14 protein-coding genes are annotated in these 15,013 nt (G+C 69.3%); 11 read left to right on the top strand and 3 right to left on the bottom strand.

Going from position 1 to position 15,013, the window contains the following annotated elements:
• Position 1 precedes the first annotated feature (1 nt).
• From M0R80_10755 to tgt, 3 genes are read left to right on the top strand one after another with little or no spacing between them, the layout of a single operon-like run.
• Positions 2-2,044, top strand: a complete 2,043-nt coding sequence (locus tag M0R80_10755) for a protein kinase (GenBank protein ID MCK9460108.1) — start codon at positions 2-4, stop codon at positions 2,042-2,044.
• Complete coding sequence (queA, locus tag M0R80_10750) at positions 2,041-3,087, top strand: tRNA preQ1(34) S-adenosylmethionine ribosyltransferase-isomerase QueA (GenBank protein ID MCK9460107.1); 1,047 nt, start codon at positions 2,041-2,043, stop codon at positions 3,085-3,087. Before M0R80_10755 ends, queA begins: the two co-directional genes overlap by 4 nt.
• Positions 3,084-4,181 carry a tRNA guanosine(34) transglycosylase Tgt gene (gene tgt, locus M0R80_10745; GenBank protein MCK9460106.1) on the top strand — a complete coding sequence of 366 codons (1,098 nt, stop codon included), beginning with the start codon at positions 3,084-3,086 and terminating at the stop codon, positions 4,179-4,181. The genes queA and tgt overlap by 4 nt, the downstream gene beginning before the upstream one ends.
• Here the strand turns inward: tgt and M0R80_10740 are convergent, their stop codons facing one another.
• Positions 4,182-4,559, bottom strand: coding sequence for a hypothetical protein (locus M0R80_10740; protein MCK9460105.1), 378 nt, complete (start codon positions 4,557-4,559; stop codon positions 4,182-4,184).
• Positions 4,560-4,622: 63 nt separating this feature from the next.
• Here M0R80_10740 and M0R80_10735 point away from each other — a divergent pair, with 63 nt between their 5' ends.
• The 4 genes from M0R80_10735 (at position 4,623) to M0R80_10720 (ending at position 9,370) form a co-directional block, all read left to right on the top strand.
• Positions 4,623-5,384 carry a hypothetical protein gene (locus M0R80_10735; GenBank protein MCK9460104.1) on the top strand — a complete coding sequence of 254 codons (762 nt, stop codon included), beginning with the start codon at positions 4,623-4,625 and terminating at the stop codon, positions 5,382-5,384.
• A gap of 184 nt (positions 5,385-5,568) precedes the next feature.
• Positions 5,569-6,687, top strand: coding sequence for a hypothetical protein (locus M0R80_10730; protein MCK9460103.1), 1,119 nt, complete (start codon positions 5,569-5,571; stop codon positions 6,685-6,687).
• Entirely contained in the window at positions 6,671-7,579 is a 909-nt protein-coding gene (locus M0R80_10725) for an SUMF1/EgtB/PvdO family nonheme iron enzyme (protein ID MCK9460102.1), read from the top strand. The genes M0R80_10730 and M0R80_10725 overlap by 17 nt, the downstream gene beginning before the upstream one ends.
• Positions 7,580-7,729: 150 nt before the next feature.
• Positions 7,730-9,370 carry a hypothetical protein gene (locus M0R80_10720; GenBank protein MCK9460101.1) on the top strand — a complete coding sequence of 547 codons (1,641 nt, stop codon included), beginning with the start codon at positions 7,730-7,732 and terminating at the stop codon, positions 9,368-9,370.
• A 33-nt stretch (positions 9,371-9,403) separates the two neighbouring features.
• On the opposite strand, the gene M0R80_10715 is transcribed toward M0R80_10720, so the two are convergent.
• Positions 9,404-10,315, bottom strand: a complete 912-nt coding sequence (locus tag M0R80_10715) for a YihY/virulence factor BrkB family protein (protein ID MCK9460100.1) — start codon at positions 10,313-10,315, stop codon at positions 9,404-9,406.
• A 237-nt stretch (positions 10,316-10,552) separates the two neighbouring features.
• Between M0R80_10715 and M0R80_10710 the strand changes: the two genes are divergently transcribed.
• Entirely contained in the window at positions 10,553-10,705 is a 153-nt protein-coding gene (locus M0R80_10710) for a hypothetical protein (protein ID MCK9460099.1), read from the top strand.
• Positions 10,706-10,729: 24 nt separating this feature from the next.
• Here the strand turns inward: M0R80_10710 and M0R80_10705 are convergent, their stop codons facing one another.
• Positions 10,730-12,040 carry an MBL fold metallo-hydrolase gene (locus M0R80_10705; protein ID MCK9460098.1) on the bottom strand — a complete coding sequence of 437 codons (1,311 nt, stop codon included), beginning with the start codon at positions 12,038-12,040 and terminating at the stop codon, positions 10,730-10,732.
• Positions 12,041-12,210: 170 nt separating this feature from the next.
• On the opposite strand from M0R80_10705, the gene M0R80_10700 reads away from it, so the two are divergent.
• The 3 genes from M0R80_10700 to M0R80_10690 all read left to right on the top strand — a co-directional run bounded on the left by M0R80_10700 (position 12,211) and on the right by M0R80_10690 (position 15,004).
• On the top strand, positions 12,211-12,576 hold the full coding sequence (locus tag M0R80_10700) for a DUF2089 domain-containing protein (GenBank protein MCK9460097.1): 366 nt from the start codon (positions 12,211-12,213) through the stop codon (positions 12,574-12,576).
• Positions 12,573-13,268, top strand: coding sequence for a hypothetical protein (locus M0R80_10695; protein ID MCK9460096.1), 696 nt, complete (start codon positions 12,573-12,575; stop codon positions 13,266-13,268). Before M0R80_10700 ends, M0R80_10695 begins: the two co-directional genes overlap by 4 nt.
• A gap of 95 nt (positions 13,269-13,363) precedes the next feature.
• The gene (locus tag M0R80_10690) at positions 13,364-15,004 is read left to right on the top strand and encodes a beta-lactamase family protein (GenBank protein ID MCK9460095.1); all 1,641 of its coding nucleotides are present in this window, start codon (positions 13,364-13,366) and stop codon (positions 15,002-15,004) included.
• Positions 15,005-15,013: the final 9 nt, after the last annotated feature.

Below are 15,013 nucleotides of genomic sequence, written 5' to 3'. Positions count from 1 at the left end.
CTTGGCCACGTGTCCGAGCTGTAACACCCACTACGACGCCCAGGCCGCGTTCTGCGGCAACTGCGGCCACAGGCTCGGCGAGGACGGCGCGGCGCCCGCGGCGGATCCGCTGCTCGGCATGGTGATCGACGGCCGCTACCGGATCGTCGACCTGATCGGCCGCGGCGGCATGGGCGCCGTGTACCGCGTCGAGCACGTCAAGATGGGCAAGATCATGGCGATGAAGCTCCTGCACGGGGAGCTCTCGCAGGACACGGACATCGCGCGGCGGTTCCGGCGCGAGGCCCAGGCGGTCAGCCGGCTCTCGCACATGAACACGGTGTCCGTGTTCGACTTCGGCTCCTTCCAGGGGCTCATGTACCTCGTCATGGAGTACATCGACGGCAAGGATCTGTCCGAGATCCAGAGGACCGAGGGCGTGCTCCGGCCGCGCCGCGTCGTCGAGATCCTGATCCAGGTCTGCTCCGGGCTCATCGAGGCGCACCGCAAGGGGATCGTCCACCGCGACCTGAAGCCGGAGAACATCATCGTCTCGAAGACGCAGGACGGGCTGGAGTTCGCCAAGGTCGTCGACTTCGGGCTCGCGGAGCTCCGGTTCGGCAAGTCGAAGACGCGCATCACGGCCCAGGGATCGCTCGTCGGGACGCCGCACTACATGGCGCCCGAGCACATCCGCGGCGAGGCCGTCGACGCGCGCACGGATGTCTACGCGCTCGGCGCGGTCATGTTCAAGCTGCTCACCGGCGATCCGCCGTTCTCGGCGCCCACGCCCATGGGGATCATCACGCGGCACCTCGTGGATCCGGTCGAGCCGCCGTCGCGCCACAGCCCGGAGCTCGGCCTGCCCCCCGAGGCCGACGCCATCGTGCTCAAGGCGATGTCGAAGGCGCCCGAGGATCGCTACGCGTCCGCCGAGGAGATGCGCCGCGCGCTCGCCCTTCTCGCGGAGAGGCTCGAGCCGGGCTCCTATGCGGGGCGGTTCCCCCTCCCGCTCGACGCGTTCGCGCCGAGGCCGACGTCCGTGGAGCGGGCGCCTGGGGATCCGAGCGTCACGCCGATCGTGACCCGCCTCCCGACCGACGGCGTGCCGGGCGCCGCGCGGCCGTCGACGGTCACGATAGGCTCGCGCGAGCTGTCGATCGGGACGCGCTCCGACGTCGCGTCGTTCCAGCGCAAGCGGCACCTGCGCCGCGCGATCGCGGTCGCGCTCGGGACAGTCGGCCTGCTCGCGGTCGCCGCGGTCGCCGTCTGGGCGGCGCTCTTCCACGGGCGCGACGACAGCATCCCGACGGCCGAGACCGAGCCCAACGACGCGCCGGACGACGCGGACACCCTCACGCCCGGCGTCGCGCTCGCCGGCTACGTCGCCTCGTCCGATCCCGAGGGCGACGCAGACTGGTTCCGGCTGAACGGGCCGCCGCGGGGGGAGTGGGCGGTGGAGGCGCAGGTGTCCGGGGTGCCAGGGGCGGATCTCGCGCTGCAGATCGTGGCGCCGGGCGGGGCCGAGGCGATCGCCGTCGCGAACGCGGGCGCGGCCGGCGCCGGCGAGGAGATCGCGCCCGTCGTCGTCGGCACGCCGTACGTCCTGCTCTCGATCCGGGAGGTGCGGCGCCCGGGCGTGGCCCCGGGATCATACGTCGCGCAGCCGTACACCGCGCTCTTCAGGATCTACGATCCGGCGTCCGTGGAGCGCGAGCCGAACGAGCTTCAGACCGCAGCGACCGCGGCGCGCGTGGGCTCGCCGATCGTGGGTCGCCTCGGCGCGGCCGGAGACGTCGACTGGTACTGCGTCGCGGGCGGGATCGCGGTCGCCTCGATCCAGGTCTCCGGCGTCCCGGAGGTCGACATCGAGCTCGACGTGCGGATCGGCGCGAGCACGATAGAGACCCTGATCAACGGCGCGGCGGCGGGAGGCGGCGAGTCGCTCTCGCTCCCCGCGAACGCGGGCCCGGTGTGCGTCGCGGTCCGTCAGCGCGCGGCGGCCGCGGAGAAGGCGGCGGCCCCTGCGACGCTCGGCTCGCCCTACCAGGTGCTGTTCCTGTGAGGACCGATCTGTTCGACTTCGCGCTCCCGGACGAGCTCGTCGCCGCGCACCCCCCGGCGGAGCGCGACGGCGGCAGGCTCCTCGTCCTCGATCCCGGCTCCGGCGCCGTCTCGCACGCGGCGGTGCGGGACCTCCCGGCGCTCCTGCCTCCCGGGTGCCTGCTCGTGGCGAACGACACGCGGGTGATCCCGGCGCGCCTGCGGGGGCGGCGGCCGACCGGCGGCGCGGTGGAGGTGCTCCTCGTGCGGCAGATCGACGGCGGCGAGGCCGCGTGCGCCTGGCTCGCCCTCGTGCACGCCAACAAGCCGCTGCGTCCGGGCGCGGCCATCGATCTCCACGGCGTCGCGGCGCGCGTCCGCGAGCGGGGCGAGCGCGGCGAGGCGGTGATCGACATCCCGATGGGCGCCGCCGACTTCCGCCGCCACGTCGCGGCCTGCGGCGAGGTGCCGCTGCCGCCGTACATCCGGCGCGCCCCCGAGACCGCGGATCGAGAGCGGTACCAGACCGTTTTCGCGCGGGACGACGGCTCGGTGGCCGCGCCGACCGCCGGGCTGCACTTCACCGAAGAGCTGATCGCCCGCCTCGGGGCGAGCGGGCACGAACTCCGCTTCCTGACGCTCCACGTGGGGCCCGGCACGTTCCGGCCGATCGCCGGCGACGATCTCGGCGACCACGTCATGGACGCCGAGCGGTACGCGATCCCCGCGGGCACGGCCGCGGCGATCCGCGAGGCGAAGCGGGACGGGAGGCTGGTCGTCGCGATCGGCACGACGAGCGCGCGGGCCCTCGAGGGGGCGGCGGCGCGCGGCGCGCTCGACGCGGCCGAGGGGCTCACCGATCTGTTCATCGTCCCGGGCTTCGAGTTCCGCGTCGTCGACGGGCTCGTCACGAACTTCCACCTACCGCGCTCGACGCTCCTCTGCCTCGTGTCGGCGCTCGCCGGGCGCGAGCGCGTGCTCGCCGCGTATGCCGAGGCCGTGGCGCGGCGCTACAGGTTCTACAGCTACGGCGACGCCATGCTGATCCTGCCGAGGGCGCGATGACGGAGGGCTTCTCCTTCACCGTGACGGGGACGGACGGCGGCGCGCGCACCGGCGCGATTACGACGCCGCACGGCGAGGTGCCGACGCCGGCGTTCATGCCCGTGGGCACGCGGGCCGCGGTCAAGGCGGTCGATCCCGACGAGGTGCGCGCGAGCGGCGCCGCGATCCTGCTCGGCAACACGTACCACCTCATGCTGCGGCCCGGCGAGGAGCTGATCCGGCGCGCCGGGGGGCTCGCGGCGTTCATGGGGTGGCGCGGGCCCACGCTCACCGACTCGGGCGGGTTCCAGGTGTTCAGCCTCGCCGAGCGCGTGAAGATCAACGACGAGGGCGTCGTCTTCTCGTCGCACATCGACGGCGCGCGGATCGAGCTCCCGCCCGAGCGCGCGATCGCGGTGCAGGCGGCGCTCGGATCCGACATCGCCATGGCGCTCGACGAGTGCCCGCCCGGCGACGCCCCGAGGGAGATCGTCGAGCGCGCGATCGCGCGGACGACGCTCTGGGCGCGCCGCCAGATCGGCGCTTTGCGCGCGCCCGGGCAGGCGCTGTTCGGCATCGTCCAGGGCGGGATCCACGTAGACCTCCGGCTCCGGCACCTCAGCGAGCTCGCGGCGATGCCGTTCGACGGGCTCGCGCTCGGCGGCCTGTCCGTCGGGGAGCCCGTGCCCGAGATGTACCGTGTGCTCGCCGAGGTCGCGCCCGCCATGCCGGCCGCGCGCCCGCGCTACCTGATGGGAGTGGGCACACCGGCCGACGTCCTCGAGGCGATTGAGCACGGCGTCGACATGTTCGACTGCGTGTTGCCCACGCGGAACGCGCGCAACGGCCAGGCGTTCGTGCGCGGCGGCCGCCTGAACATCAAGCAGGCGCGGTACGCCGAGGACGCCGGGCCCCTGGAGGAGGGGTGCGCGTGCCCGTGCTGCGCGCGGTTCGAGCGGCGCTACCTGCGCCACCTCTTCCTCGTCGGCGAGATGCTCGTCGCGCGGCTGCTCACGATCCACAACCTGCACCACTTCGGCGCGCTCATGCGCGGCGCGCGGGAGGCGATCGCCGCGGGACACTTCGCCGAGTTCAAGCGCGCACGGCTCGGCTGATCAGCGGTCGCCGTCGCTCCACCGCCGCCGGCCGCCGGTGAAGAACGGCAGGAGCATCGGCAGGAGGATCGCCACGGACCACGGCGACACGCCCTCCGCGCGCACCGCGTCCACGCCCCAGGCGAGCACCGCCCAGGCGATCGACGCGGCCAGCAGGGCGTACGGCGCGAGGAGCAGCTTCCAGAACGCGGTCTTCGGGTGGCGCCACGGCGCGGCCAGCCAGATCAGCGCCGCCGCGATCGCGACGATGCCGAGCCCCGCGGCGCCGACGAGAGCCCGCCCCTCGACGAGGAACAGGACGGACAGGATCGCGACCCACAGGAACCCGCCGATCCAGCCGCCGATCCAACCGATCTTCTCGCCCCTCCGGCTCGACATGGCACCTCCCCCCGCGATTGAAAGCGCTCATTCTTTGCAGCTCAAGTCTGTATACTCGCCTTCATGCTCCCGCGCACGCTCACGATCGCGCTCGCCTCGTGCTGCGCCGTCGCGTTGCTGCCGCGCCTCGCCGCGGGCGGGGAGGCGGAGGCTCCGCCGGTGCTGCAAGGAGGCGATTTCCGCGTCGTCGCCGCCGGCGGCGCCGTGACCGTGGAGCGCGCGTGGACCTACGGCGCCGAGCTGTCGGCGCGCGCCGGGCTGTCGCACGGGGTGGAGATCGCCGGACCGCTCGCGCTCGGCGTGGCGCTGCTCGACACCGGGCGGGGCTCGGGGCTCGTGCTCGGCGCGGGGGTGGTCGATCTCTGGGTCGCCGAGGGAGGCGCGGTGCTCTGGTCGCCGGCCGCGGCGCTGTCCGGGCAGATCCGCACCGCGACGAGCGCGTCGCTGCACGCGTCGCTCGATCTGACCGGCGTCGAGAAGGGCGGGGGCGGCGGCGAGCACCCGGCGTGGATCCGCGGCGCGGCCGCGCTGCTCATCGACCTCGGGCCGTGGGTCACGATCGCGGCGGGCGTCTCGTACCAGCGCCGCCTGATGGGCGAGGCGGCGATTCCCGAGGCGCGGGCGCTCGGCTGGGCGGGCGACGCACGCGTGTCGCTCGGCGCGGTACGCACGCAGCCGTTCGAGGAGCTGCCGACGCTCGCGATCCACTGCGCGAAGGTGATCGACGTGATCGCGATCCTGCGCGTCGACGTGGACATGGACCGCCGCACGACCGACGCGCGCTACCTCCTCGGCCTGCGCCTGGATCTGAGCACTCGAAGGTAAGACTGAATTCACGTTGTCACGCGGACAACGAAATCGATGATGCGACAAGACGACATTTCTCGAAATGTCACAGTCTCCTTGACTTTAAACCGGACAGAAGAAGACAAGACTGTGAGTAGGTGCAGACTCTATTCATCTGAGCTGAGGGCTGGCGCTTTGATATAGTCGTTTGTGAGGTGGGGTCGTGCGGATATCAGCTCTTTCCCTGCTGATCATGCTCGGAACAACGGCGTGTGCGAGCAACGGCACGTGCTCGGGCGACACGGGTGAAACAGACACCGATGATGGAGGGAACGGTTCGACTGGACCGTTCCTGCCGATCGATACCGCTGACGTGGAGGCCGTTCCCTGCGCAGAAATCGAGGAGTACGCGCAGGGGCCGGAATCACCGGTCGACATCGTCATGACGGTGACGATGGGTCTCGAAAACCAGACCGGGCAGATCGGCGCGGTCCGCAGCGGTCTCAACGCTTTGTCGAGCGCCCTGTTCGCCAACGGGATCGATGCGCATGTCTTTCTTATCTCGGATTGGGAACCCGGATACCACGCGAACGGTGTGTGTATCGATTCGCCGTTGGGCAGCGGCGTTTGCCCGAACGACAACAACCCGCCTCTCTACTACCACCCCTGCCAGATGGTGTACCTCCACCAGGGGCTCTACTTCCTGCACAGCATGTACGACGTCTGGAAGGATATTCTGCGCCCCGGGTCCGTAAGGCATCTCGTGTCCGCCGCCAACCTGGAGGACGCGATGACGGCGGAAGAGTTCGTCGACTTGATGGACGGCGTGAGCCCGCCTCTCGGCGACTTCCGATTCCACGCGTTCACGGCGTCGCTGGCCGAGGAGGATGCGGAGGCCGCGTGCGCGGAGGATCCCCCGCATCCTTGCTGCGCCCAAGGGTCGTTCGCCGGAGAGGCCTACACGATGCTCGCAGACGTGACCGGCGGAGTGTTTGCGGACATCTGCGGGCTCGACATGCAGCCGATCGTCGACGTCCTGTCCGCACCGCCGGCGCCCGTTCCCTTGTCCTGCGAGTGGACCATCCCCGCGGCGCCGGAAGACGAGCATCTGCTGATCGATTCACCACACTTCGTTTTCACGAACGGCGACGGGGAGCAGCACGCGATCGCACGGGTCGACGGCGAGGGCGGTTGCGCGGACGATGCGCAAGCGTGGTTCTACGATGACGCGACGGTTCCGACGTCGATCATCGCGTGTCCGCAGACCTGCGATTGGCTCCAGGCCGATCTGAAGGGCTCGGTGCGCATCGAGCTCTGGTGTTCGGATGAAGCCGTGGAGTAGTCGCGCCGTCGCGCTCGCATGCCTGGCCGCGGGGCTCCTCGCGTGCTCGAGCCCGTGCCGCGATTCCGATGATCCGGACGCGGACACCGGCCACGAAACGGATGAGGATTCCGGATCGGATATCGGCACTGACACGGACATCGATTCGGGTTCCGAAAACGACACGGATCCGCTGATCGACACCGATACAGGCTCGGATGTCCAATGGATCGCTCTTTCCGGCGGCACCTACGAGATGGGAGAAGGCGACCACATCGATGACGCTCCCCCTCATACGGTCGTCGTTTCCGGCTTCGACATGGCGAAGACCGAAACCACGAAGGGGCAGTACGCCGTTTGTGTCGACGCCGGGATCTGCTCCGAGCCCAACGCGGACGCGCCGGGGTGTACATGGGGAGTCGAGGGCCAGTTCAAGCGACCGGTCAACTGCGTGACGTGGCAACAGGCGGTCGATTTCTGCACGTGGCTGGGCGGACGGCTGCCGAGCGAGGCGGAGTGGGAGTTCGCGGCGCGGGGGCACGGCGTGTGGAACAAGTTCCCCTGGGGCTGGGACGACGCCGACTGCGGCCGCGCCGTGATGATCGACGCCGGCGGTTACGGCTGCGGGGCGAACCGGACGTGGGACGTTTGCAGCAAGCCGGCTGGCAACAGCGCGGACGGGTTGTGCGACATGGCTGGGAACGCCTACGAATGGAACCAGGACTGGCACCATCTGGGTTACGACGGCGCACCGTCGGACGGGAGCGCTTGGGAGGATCCGCCCGGAACCGAGCGCGTCGTCCGGGGTGGAAGTTTCGACACGTTCGAATACCATTTGAGAACCTATACGCGCTATCGATACGACCCCGAGGCGGACAATGCGTTCCACGTCGGTTTCAGGTGCGCGCGATGATCCACTCCCGGCCGTGCCGATTCTCAACCGAATGCATAGGCATTGGCCACCTTGGTTGTGGCTTCCTCGGGGTGCCTGGTCCGAATCCGCTGTTCCCTCATCGGAAAAAGTCGTAAGAATCGGCGTTCGAACCCAACGAGGAGAAACGTAATGTATTCGAAAATCATTAAAACGGTTGCGGCGGCGGCGTTGCTCGCGCTCGCGCTCACGGCGTGCGGCAAGGAGGCGCCCAAGGAGGCGGCCAAGCCGAAGGTCGAGCCGGTCGCCAAGTTCGAGCTCTTCGTCATGTCGAAGTGCCCGTACGGCGTGCAGGCCCTGGACGTGTTCGCGGAGGTCGTCGAGAAGCTGGAGGGCGCGGTCACGGTCGACATCGCGTACATCGGCCAGGAGAAGGACGGCAAGCTCGAGTCGATGCACGGCGAGACCGAGGTCCAGGGCGACACGCTCCAGCTGTGCGCCGGCGATCAGAAGCCCGAGAAGCAGCTCGAGTTCACCGCGTGCATGAACGAGGACTGGAAGAACATCCCGGAGGGCTGGGAGAAGTGCGCGACCAAGGCCGGGCTCGACGTCGCGGCGCTCAAGACCTGCGCGGACGGCGACAAGGGGAAGCAGCTGCTCAAGGCGAGCTTCGCGAAGTCCGAGAAGGCCGGCGCCCAGGGCAGCCCGACCATCAAGGCCGACGGCGAGGACTACAAGGGCGGCCGCCTCGTGCGGGACATCACGCGCTTCGTCTGCGACAAGCACGGCGAGAAGGTGCCGGCGTGCGCAAAGCTGCCGCCGCCGGCCGAGGTCGAGGTGATCGCGGTCACCGACCCGCGCTGCGGCGAGAAGTGCGATCCGAACATGGTGTTCACGAGCCTCAAGGAGGTCTTCCCGGGGCTGAAGTCGAAGGTCTACAACTGGGGCGCGGATCCCGAGGCCGAGGCGATCGCGAAGGAGGTCGGCATGACGATGCTGCCGATCGTCGTGTTCAACGAGACGCTCGACAAGGATCCCGACGGCGCCGAGCAGATGGCGCGGTGGCTCGAGGCCAAGGGCAAGTACAAGGTGCTCCGGGTGAAGCCCGAGTTCGACCCCACTGCCGAGATCTGCGACAACAAGACGGACGACACCGGCGACGGCAAGATCGACTGCGACGACGTGACCTGCCTGGGCAAGATGGCGTGCCGCGCCGAGACCCCGAAGACGCTCGAGGTGTTCATCATGAGCCAGTGCCCGTACGGCGTCATGGCGGTCAGCTCCATGGAGGACGTCGTGAAGGCTTTCGGCAAGGACGTCGCCTTCACCATCCACTACATCGGCGAGGAGGTGAACGGCGAGGTGCAGTCCATGCACGGTCCGGGCGAGGTCGAGGAGGACATCCGCGGGTTGTGCGCGGCCAAGCTGTACGGCAAGAACAACAAGTACCTCGACTACCTGTGGTGCCGCGGCAAGGGCACGCCGACCGACGACTGGAAGAGCTGCGCGGTCAACGGCATCAACGCCGCCGCGATCGAGAAGTGCGCGACCTCCGACGAGGGCAAGAACCTCCTCAAGGAGGACATCAAGGTCGCGAAGGCGCTCGACATCGCGGCGAGCCCGACCTGGGTCGCGAACGGCAAGACGACGTTCAGCGGCATCATGCCGGCCGACGTCCAGAGCGGCTACTGCTCGAAGAACGAGGGGCTCGCGGGCTGCTCGGTGAAGCTCAAGTCGATGCAGGACCTCCAGGCCGAGATGGGCCAGGCCGGCGGCCAAGGCGGCGGCGGCGCCCCGCAGCCTCCTCAAGGCGGCGGCTCCTGCGGCCAGTAGCCTCGCCCCTCTCGCAATCGCCCATCTCCCTTGTCACGCAGGCTCTTTCGAGGAAGGCTTTTGGTGCCAGGGTACGCCGGCGGCCGCGCTCGCCTCGAGCTCGGCTATCACCTGCGCGCCCAGCAGCAGGATGATGAAGGTGATCTCCAGGAAGAGCAGCATCACGACGACAGTGGCCAAGGAGCCGTAGATCAGGTTCACCATGGAGATGTTGGTGAAGTAGTAGACGAGGAGGACCCCCACCAGGCGCCAGAGGATCGCCGCGCAGAGCCCGCCGACGAGGGCGCGGCGCATCGAGATCCTCCGCACCGGAAGGACGCGGTAGATCCCGGCGAAGGCGAGGACCAGGCCTAGAAAGCCGCCGACGTGCAGGACCAGCTTGACGCCGTCCGCCGGCGCGATCACGGCGCCGAACACGAGGAGCGAGTGATCCCCCAGCGCGTCGAGACCGGATGTGAGCAGGGTCATGAAGAACAGCGCGATCATCAGCATCAGCATGAACAGGTAGGGCAGGAGCGCCGAGATCCAGAACCTGCGATGGGGGCCTTTGTGGGTGGTGAGGAAGATCGCGGCCACCGCCTCCTCGAGCATGCGGAAGGCGATCGAGCTGAAGAAGAGCAGCACGATGATGCTCACCGCGCTGGTGGCGACCTTGTTCTGGAGAAAGGTCGCAGCGGTCTGAACGAGCGTGTCGGTATACTGCGGCACGAGCGAACGGAGCTCTCCGCGCAGGATGCCCAGGATTCTGGCCTCTTCGAAGAAGAGAGAGAGCGTCGCGAGGGAGAGGGTGAGAAACGGGACCAAGGACAGAAGGGCGTTGTAGCCCACGCCGCCGGCCAACAGGATGCCGCGGTTCCTAAGGAACGCCGCGATCACGCGGCCGACGAACCGGAGCAGGTGCTTGAGCCCGTTTTCCAACGGGCGGAGACGATCCATTCGTTTCATTCCCCCCTCGGAGATCCGTCTTTCGGATGCTGGATCTGTAAGGCCTTCTCCTCGCGAGGACAAGGGGGCCTGTTCCTTCAATTTGGGGCGGGTGGTGCCTCGGATTGATTGATCGCGCGATCGCGCCGGACCCGCGGCGGTGCAAGCTGCCGAAATGACTCGTTCCATCTGGTGGCACGGAAGATGCTCCGGACATCCCGCAGACGGTCCCCACAACCCGATCCATGGGAGGAACACATGTCGAGCACCGAGCAGAAGATCAAGGACGCCGCCCACGATGCGAAGAACGCGGTCAAGGACGCCGCCCACGACGCGAAGAACGCGGCCAAGGACGCCGCCCACGACGCGAAGAACGCGGTCAAGGACGCCGCCCACGACGCCAAGAAGTAGGCCTGCGGCTGCGGGCCCCGAGGCTCAGGGAGCCGTGCTGACGAAAGCGCGGGTCTCGCTCTCGGCGCCGCCCGACCAGACCGACATCTCGTAGCCCGCGCCGCCGTCCACGACCCGGACGACGACCGCGCCGTCCGCGACGATCAGCTTCTCGTGATCGCCGGGCAGGATGCCGAGCGCCGTGGTCCAGATCCGCCCGTCGCCTACCCGCGCGCCGACGCGATCGAGCACCGCCTGCGCGGGCGAGTGGTAGTAGAGCCCGGCGGAGCCTATCTCGGCGTTGCGATCCGCGCCGTCGTCCGGGAGGAGCCAGTCGACCCACGCCTGCCCGGTGGCCGACGGGAGCCCGTGGTGGCCGAGGTGCACGACGTCCGCGTCGCCGACCGGTAGCGCGCCGCCGAGCACGGCGATGAACTCCTCCATCGCCGGGGCCGCGGCCGGCGTGTCGCCGTTGAACGTCCAGGTGAAGTCGCCCCATCTGAGCGCGCCGCCCAGGCTCCGCGCGTTCTCGGGGTCGGTCGCGCCCCAGCCGATCGCGAGCCCCTCGTCCTCGGCCGAGATCACCGCGCCCCCGGCCGCGACGCGCGCGTCCGCCTGGAAGATGTGGAGTCGGGCGCCCTCGCCGAGCGCGAGGTACGACGGGAGCCCGTCGCCGTCGTCGGCGGGGTCGTCGAGATCGCCGAGGAGCAGGCCCGGACAGCCGTCCGCGGGCCACGGCGCTCCCGCCGCGCCGCCGCCGCACGGCATCGAAGACGCCGCGGAGCACAGATCGACGCGCAGCGCCGCCCAATCGCCTTCCGCGAGCGCGCCGCAGAGCTCGAGGAAGTCCTCGACCGCGATCGTGTCCTCGGCGACGTCGACGAAGCCGCGCGTGACGACGCCGCGCGTCACGACGATCGGGTCGTACCCGTTGGCCGCGGACGCGACGAACAGGTTGTCGAACCCGCCGATGTGATCGTTGTGGTAGTGCGTGAGCACGACCCAGTCCACGGCGCGCGCGCCCAGGCGGCGCTCGATCGCCTCGAAGACGCTCGCCGACAGGCTGTCGTTCGCCGCGTCGACGAGCACCGAGGTGCCGTCCGGGCCGACTATCAGGATCGCCTCCCCCATCGTCGCGCCCGGGAAGTGGATCTGCTCGACGACGATCTCGCCGGACGGCGTTCCGGAGTCGGTGTCGGAATCGGTGTCGGAGTCGGTGTCCGTGTCGGAGTCGGTATCGGCGTCGCCGGTTCCCGAGTCGTTGATGTCGTTGCGGTCCTTTGTGTCCTTGGAACAGGCCGGGAAAAGGACCCAAAAGACCGCAAGGACAGCAAGGACGGTCGTGCGCGACGTCATCGGTCCATCCTACACGGTTTCGGGTTCCCGTGTCGCCGGGCCCCGTCCCGACGGGGAGGGCAGGGATGGAAACCATCTTAATGAGAAAATAAATATTATAAATTTGACAATAAACTTTATGTATTCTATGTATCATTTATAAGAAGCTCTTCTGAAGAAAGGAGAAACCCATGTCCAAGCTCGTGACCCAGTGCCCGGCGTGCAAGGAGACGCTGGTCGTGACGCGCCTGACCTGCCCGGCGTGCGACCTGCACCTCGACGGGCAGTTCGAGCTGCCCCCGCTCCTCGGGCTCGACCCCGCCGACCTCGATTTCATCGTGCGCTTCGTGCGCGCCTCCGGGAGCCTCAAGGAGATGGCGAAGCTCGAGGAGCAGAGCTACCCGACGATCCGCGCGCGGCTCAACGACCTGATCGCGCGGATCGACGCGGCGCACCGGGGCGCCGAGCTCGGGCAGCACGAGATCCTCGACGCGATCGCGAACGGCACGATGACCGCCGCCGAGGGCGCGGCCAAGCTGAAGGAGCTCCGGCGATGAGCGACGCCAAGAGGAAGGTGCTCGACATGGTCGAGCAGGGGAAGATCACGACGGCGGAGGCGGACGCGCTCCTCGGCGCGATGCGCGAGAAGCCGCGGTTGTCGCTCCGCGTCCTCTTCGATCCGTTCGATCGGGTCGGCGTCGCGGGCGGGCTCGTCGTCGGCGTCGTCGCGTCGGTCGTCGCGGGGCTCGTGTCGATCCCGCTCGGGATGCGCTTCGACGGCTTCATGGACATCCACGCGGCGTCGGGGACGGTGACGGCGACGGCCGCGATCACGGATCAGCTGGTCGCGTGGCCGCTCTCCGCGATCGTGCTGTGGCTCGTCGCGCTGCCGTTCGCGCGGGCGAGCCGCCCGGCCGACTTCCTGGCGGCCACGGGCCTCGTGCGGCTCCTGCCGCTCGTCGCCGGCGTCCTGCTCGCGCCCTTGACCCCCGAGCCCGCCGCGCTCGCCGAGATGTCGAGGAACGCCATGACGGATCCGGGCGCGGCGCTCGGCGACCTTCTGTCGATGCTCCCGATGGTCGCAGTGGCGATCGTCTTCGCCGGCTGGTTCATCGCGGCGACGGTGTTCGCGTTCCGCCACGCGTCCGGCCTGCGCGGGGGACGGCTCGCGGCCGCGGCGGTCGTCGCGCTGCTCGCGGCGGAGATCGTCTCGAAGGCCGCGATCTGGGGGCTCGGGATGATCGCGTGAGAGCCGGGGGCCGGCGGCGTGTCCAATGAGAAATCGGTTGAATTTCCCGGCGCGCGGCGTTGTATGCTCGCAGCCGAGAGGGGAGGGAAGCGAAGATGAAGGGACTACCGATCATCGTGATTCTGGCGCTCGCGCTCGCGGCGCCCGGCTGCGGCGACGAGGGTGGCGGCGGTGCGGACGCGGGGGACGACGGCGGCACCGACACGGACACCGACACCGACACCGAAGGGTGGGATCCGCGGTTCGACGCGTTCGCGGAGGCGCTCCAGGAGGACCTCGCCGAGAGCAACGCGTACGGCGTCTCGGCCGCGGTGATGGAGGACGGCGTGGTCACGTTCGCGGCCGCGTTCGGCTCCAAGGATCCGGACGGCGTCGAGCCGCTCACGCCGATCACGCTCATGCAGATCGGATCGACGACGAAGCAGATGACCGCAGCCGCGCTCCTGCAGAAGGTCGAGGGCGGGCTCGTCGCCGTCGACGACACGCTCGAGGACACGCTGCCGGCTCTCGAGTTCGCGCTCGATGGGACCTGGGACGACCAGATCACCGTGCACCACCTGCTGAGCCACCAGGGCGGCTTCTACGACTGGATCCCGTGGGACGGCCCGGCCGACGACGCCGAGCTCGCCGACTACACGTACGGCACGTTCGACAACTCCTACTTCCTCATGAACCCGCCCGGCGCGTTCTGGAACTACTCGAACCCCAACTTCGTCTTCGCGGGGCTGCTCACCGAGACGTTGGACACGCGCGCGTGGCCCGACATCATGGTGCAGGACCTCTTCCAGCCCGTCGGCATGCAGCGGACGTTCCTGCGCAAGGCCGAGGTCGTGGCGGACGGCGACTACGCGCTCTCGTGGGGGCTGGGCGTCGACGATCTCGCCACCGGTTTTCCGGGCCCGGTCGCGATGGAGGAGATGCCCGATCCGGGTTGGGGCCGCCCCGCGGGGCTCGCGTGGACCACGCCGACGCAGATGATGGCGTGGGCGCGGTTCCTCATGGACGGCGATCCGGCGGTCCTCTCCGACGTTCTGCGGGCAGAGATCACGGCGCCGCAGGTCGACACGCTGTACGGGATGGGCACGATGTCCTACGGCTACGGCGAGTTCGTGGAGACGGGCTACACCGCGCTCGACGGGCAGTGGTACGAGACGCCGGTCTGGGAGCACGGCGGCAACACGATGTCGTTCACCCACATCTTCTACGTGTTCCCCGATCTGGACTTCGCGGTCGCGATCTGCTCGAGCGCGTACGGGACCGACTTCTCCCACGCCCTCGACACCGCGGTCACCACGCTCGCCGACCTGCCGGCGCCGTCCGAGGGCTGGGAGTACACGGTCGATCCGGCCGAGCTTGACGATCACGTCGGCGAGTACGACGATCCGTGGAACGTCGGCAGCATCATCGTCGCGCGCGAGGGCGACGCGCTGCTCGTCGAGGCGCCGACCCTCGAGGGGTACGGGTACGAGGTGACGCCGGAGCTCACGGCGATCTCGAGCGATCTGTTCTACGTCTTCGTCGACGGCGAGCCGTACGACCTCACGTTCGTCCGGGAGGAAGAGGACGGCCTCTCGACCTACATCCGCAACCGCTCTTTCGTCGTGACCCGCGTCGAGGCGGGCAAGGGGACGCCGCGGGCGGAGCCCACCCGCGAGGACGTCGCACGCTGGATGATCCGGGCCCGTCTCGCCCCGGCGCCGTTCGCCGTTCCCCGCGCGCCAGTCGCGCGCGACTGAGGCCTCGCC

It is taken from the genome of Pseudomonadota bacterium (genome assembly GCA_023229365.1).
GTDB lineage: Bacteria > Myxococcota_A > Polyangia > JAAYKL01 > JAAYKL01 > JALNZK01.
Note: the sequence above shows the minus strand (reverse complement) of the source record. Positions and strands in the feature narration are given on the sequence as shown.